3 protein-coding genes and 2 pseudogenes are annotated in these 3,199 nt (G+C 32.4%); 3 read left to right on the plus strand and 2 right to left on the minus strand.

Features of this window, described 5'->3' with window-relative positions; all coding sequences use genetic code 11:
- Together AC1DIT_RS27680 and AC1DIT_RS27685 are read left to right on the plus strand one after the other, a co-directional pair.
- Window positions 1-149 (plus strand): annotated as a pseudogene (locus AC1DIT_RS27680) (IS3 family transposase); the annotation flags it as partial.
- Window positions 148-911 (plus strand): annotated as a pseudogene (locus AC1DIT_RS27685) (transposase); the annotation flags it as partial. The pseudogenes AC1DIT_RS27680 and AC1DIT_RS27685, both read left to right, overlap by 2 nt.
- 132 nt (window positions 912-1,043) lie before the next feature.
- On the opposite strand, the gene AC1DIT_RS27690 reads toward AC1DIT_RS27685, so the two are convergent.
- The gene (locus AC1DIT_RS27690; protein WP_016115099.1) at window positions 1,044-1,367 is read right to left on the minus strand and encodes a hypothetical protein; all 324 of its coding nucleotides are present in this window, start codon (window positions 1,365-1,367) and stop codon (window positions 1,044-1,046) included.
- On the minus strand, window positions 1,364-1,573 hold the full coding sequence (locus AC1DIT_RS27695; protein ID WP_016132866.1) for a helix-turn-helix transcriptional regulator: 210 nt from the start codon (window positions 1,571-1,573) through the stop codon (window positions 1,364-1,366). The genes AC1DIT_RS27690 and AC1DIT_RS27695 overlap by 4 nt, the downstream gene beginning before the upstream one ends.
- Window positions 1,574-2,552: 979 nt before the next feature.
- Between AC1DIT_RS27695 and AC1DIT_RS27700 the strand changes: the two genes are divergently transcribed.
- Window positions 2,553-3,199 (plus strand): HBL/NHE enterotoxin family protein (locus AC1DIT_RS27700; protein WP_476998573.1); only part of this gene is annotated, 647 nt, incomplete at its 3' end.

Raw genomic sequence — 3,199 nt, forward strand, 5'->3', positions numbered from 1 at the left:
ACGTATGTTTATTAGTCGATCTCTTTAATCGAGAAATCATAGGCCATAGCGCAGGCCAAAAGAAAGATGCCGAGCTTGTTTCACAAGCTTTCGCAACGGTGAAAACAAACTTAAATCGGATTACCTTATTTCATACAGATCGAGGAAATAATGATTGAATCTGGGGCAAAGCGAATAGCTACGAAGGCGTCTAAGGCACTAGCAGACGTAACAGCAAAGTCTATAACAATTGATGTCCCTCATTTAGTTGGAAGGCAAAATTGGTAATTGAAGAAGCGTTACGAATTGAAGAAAGTATTAAAGGGATTGACAATCACATCCAAGAACTACTTCACGGAAATACAAGTAAAGGTATTAAACCTCACCCTTATACAGAGTTATTATACTCTTTCCCTTTCATGAGCGATAATTGGGCTTGTACCCTTATCGGAGCCATTGGTGATGTTGAACGATTTAATACATATAAAGAGTTCAAAAAATATCTTGGTGTTTCGGCTGAAAATAAACAATCAGGGACATCAGTAAAGGGTACGAGAATGACCTTTAGTGGCGTTCGAGATGCACGTCGCGTTCTCTTTCAAATGGCGATGATTATCATTGCGATGAAAAAGCAACCGTCCRTATTCAGCTCCTATTATCATCGTCTTGTAGAGCGTAAAATGAATGGAAAAACAGCAATTGGGCATATGTGTGGAAAGATTGCCAAAATCCTTTATATGATTCTTAAAACGGGGCAAAAATATGACCCTGTAAAACACGCACAAGCAACAGGTATTCCTTGGGATTCTGTTTATGACAAAAGAACTAAAAATGTCAACTCGGAGAAGTTTTTTCAAGAAGCATTAAAGCTTGCGGGGGATTCAACATCTAACGATGTTGAATTAATTGAAACAGATGTGGACATAAAATGAGCCGAATTTCCTAACTATAAGAGAGATTCGGCTCCGATTAGGGGGTATTTTGCTTTGTTAGCTTGATAGCGATGGGGCGGGCCCCCTTTTATAAATTTTGAGTTTGTTCATTCCTTCTCATTTCACGATAAACTATATTCTTTTGTCGTAATATTTTATAGCAAAATACTCTACTATATGCCGTGACATTATAACCAAAGCTATAATAAGTAAAGTATTGGATAATGCAACTTTAATGTTTATGTCAACTACTGTTCCAAGAAAAAAGCCTAATAAAACTAACAACGAAATTAATTTATAGAATTTGATAGTAACATTATTCGCTTTAATCAAAATCAGTTGCCATCTTTCATCATTTTTGTAAGATGTTTGCCGCTCTCTTCTTATGTGATCGTTTTTCCATACGAAAAATCCTAAAATAATCATTACAGCTAAACCAAAAAAATTAATAGTCATTGTTCTTCCTCCTCCTCAAATAAAAATACATCTACTATACTTACATCCAATGCTTTTGCTATTTTAAATGCAAGTTCAAGAGAAGGCGTGTATTTATATTTTTCTATTGATATTACAGCTTGTCTTGAAATACCAACTTTTTCTGCCAAAGTTTCCTGTGTCCAATTTCTTTCTGTTCTTAAAATCTTAATTCGATTTTTGATCAAAAATAAATACCTCCAATGTAATCACTTGCTTACATTTATTGTAATCAATAAATTACTTTTTGTAAACAAGTGATTACATTTATTTGTGTTCGATTTCTGTTCTAGTTTTCCTATTAACTTGTCGATATTCGGACTATTGTCTTTTTTTGATCTTCTTCATGGGGCGGGCCCCCGTTAAGACTTAAAAAACTAATTTTCTGTAAGTGTTTTAAAAGATAAAAAACAACTGTTTACGGTATAAAAATAGTGCTATTACTAAGAGGGATTTTTTACTTCCCCTTAGGATAGCACTACACTACATTAAATAACTTTATTGTCATTTTACATAATCCGCCTTTACGTTGAGTACATGTATTCAACGTAAGGGCCCCTTTAAATTCGTTTTTTAATTTTCTTAGTTAAGGTAATGTGTATATCTCGGCTGAACCCCTAGAAGAAAATTTCCCCTGTAATATTTATGGAAAATCAAATTACTATTCATAAGATAATAATAGTATGAGTTATTTATTGTTGATATGACTATATTTATATGTAATTTTGCATTTCCAAATAAAGTGAAATTGCATATGAAGTACCATTAAATTATATTAAAAACATTTTCTAGTAAGAGATTAATATAGATTAATGAAAATCACTATATTGTAGGTTTAATTATCATAGTATAATTATTTCACTTAGTGAAGTGATTAACAATATTTAACTTTTTTTAATATAATTTTTTTCTATTATGAATATAAAATATCTGAATTGTTAAATACAAATAATAAAATTTTGTTGTTTACTTATTAAAAACATAGTGTTTAAATGAGGGGGAAGTAAGGTCCTTACATTCTATGAGAAGTAAATAATAACCAGAGTTTAACACTCTATCCGAAAGAATTCTCCATCCTCAAGTGTATGCAAGGAGAGAGCCTAGCGCTTGGTCGTTCAAGATGTATGAATAAGATTGTAAAAAGACAATAGTAAAGAGGTGTACGGAATGAAAAATAAAATAATTAAAGGATTTCTAATAACATCAATTGTTACTGGGGCAGTTATTCCTATCAATACTCTCGCAACGCCTATCGTTCAGGCAGAAACGCAACAAGAGAATACGGATATTTCCTCATCATTACGAAAATTAGGTGCACAATCTAAATTAATCCAAACATATATAGATCAAGCTTTAATGAGTCCTAATGTACAGCTAGAGGAAGTCCCAGCTTTAAATACGAACCAATCCCTAATCAAGAAAGATATGAACGAATGGTCATCGGAACTTTATCCAAAATTAATTCTATTAAATGCAAAAAGTAAAGGATTTGTAACTCAATTTAATAGCTATTACTCAGCATTAAAAGGGTTTGTAGACAATAAAGAAGATAAAGAAGGGTTTGTGGATAGACTAGAAGTTCTTCAAGATAAAGCTACGACAAACCAAGAAAACGTGCAACGTCAGATTAATGAATTAACAGATCTTAAATTACAGCTTGATAAAAAACTTAAAGATCTCGATACTGATGTGACAAAAGCGCAGGTTGCCCTAAGTTCAGATGGAACAGGGAAAATCGACCAGCTAAAAAATGAATTACTAAATACCCAAAAATCAATTCAAAATGATTTACAACAAATCGCATTGTTACCAGG

The sequence above is a fragment of the Bacillus sp. 05T22 genome (genome assembly GCF_056396765.1).